Genomic DNA, 1,067 nt, shown 5'->3' on the forward strand with positions numbered 1-1,067 from the left:
TTTGAACGTACAAAACCGCACGTTAACGTTGGTACTATCGGCCACGTTGACCACGGTAAAACTACCCTGACTGCTGCAATCACTACCGTTCTGGCTAAAACCTACGGCGGTGCTGCTCGTGCCTTCGACCAGATCGATAACGCGCCAGAAGAAAAAGCTCGTGGTATCACCATCAACACTTCTCACGTTGAATATGACACCCCAAGCCGTCACTACGCGCACGTAGACTGCCCAGGACACGCCGACTATGTGAAAAACATGATCACCGGTGCTGCTCAGATGGACGGCGCGATCCTGGTTGTGGCTGCAACTGATGGCCCTATGCCACAGACTCGTGAGCACATCCTGCTGGGTCGCCAGGTTGGCGTTCCATTCATGATCGTATTCATGAACAAATGCGACATGGTTGATGACGAAGAGCTGCTGGAACTGGTAGAAATGGAAGTTCGTGAACTTCTGTCTGCTTACGATTTCCCAGGCGACGACATCCCAGTTGTTCGTGGTTCAGCGCTGAAAGCACTGGAAGGCGAAGCAGAGTGGGAAGCTAAGATCATCGAACTGGCTGGCTTCCTGGATAGCTACATCCCAGAACCAGAGCGTGCGATTGACAAGCCATTCCTGCTGCCAATCGAAGACGTATTCTCCATCTCCGGTCGTGGTACCGTTGTTACCGGTCGTGTAGAGCGCGGTATCATCAAAGTTGGCGAAGAAGTTGAAATCGTTGGTATCAAAGACACCGTTAAGTCTACCTGTACCGGCGTTGAAATGTTCCGCAAACTGCTGGACGAAGGCCGTGCTGGTGAGAACGTTGGTGTTCTGCTGCGTGGTATCAAGCGTGAAGACATCGAACGTGGTCAGGTACTGGCTAAACCAGGTTCAATCAAACCACACACCAAATTTGACTCAGAAGTGTATATCCTGAGCAAAGATGAAGGCGGCCGTCATACTCCGTTCTTCAAAGGCTACCGTCCACAGTTCTACTTCCGTACAACTGACGTGACCGGTACCATCGAACTGCCAGAAGGCGTAGAGATGGTAATGCCAGGTGACAACATCAACATGGTAGT

At 51.4% G+C, this 1,067-nt stretch carries 1 protein-coding gene; it reads left to right on the forward strand.

The features are described from left to right. On the forward strand, window positions 1–1,067 hold a 1,067-nt coding region (gene tuf / locus ACT3RR_RS23065; protein ID WP_496201167.1), incomplete at both ends, for an elongation factor Tu.

Origin of the sequence: Ewingella sp. AOP8-B2-18, from assembly GCF_052376015.1 — a bacterium.
Classification (GTDB): domain Bacteria; phylum Pseudomonadota; class Gammaproteobacteria; order Enterobacterales; family Enterobacteriaceae; genus Ewingella; species Ewingella allii.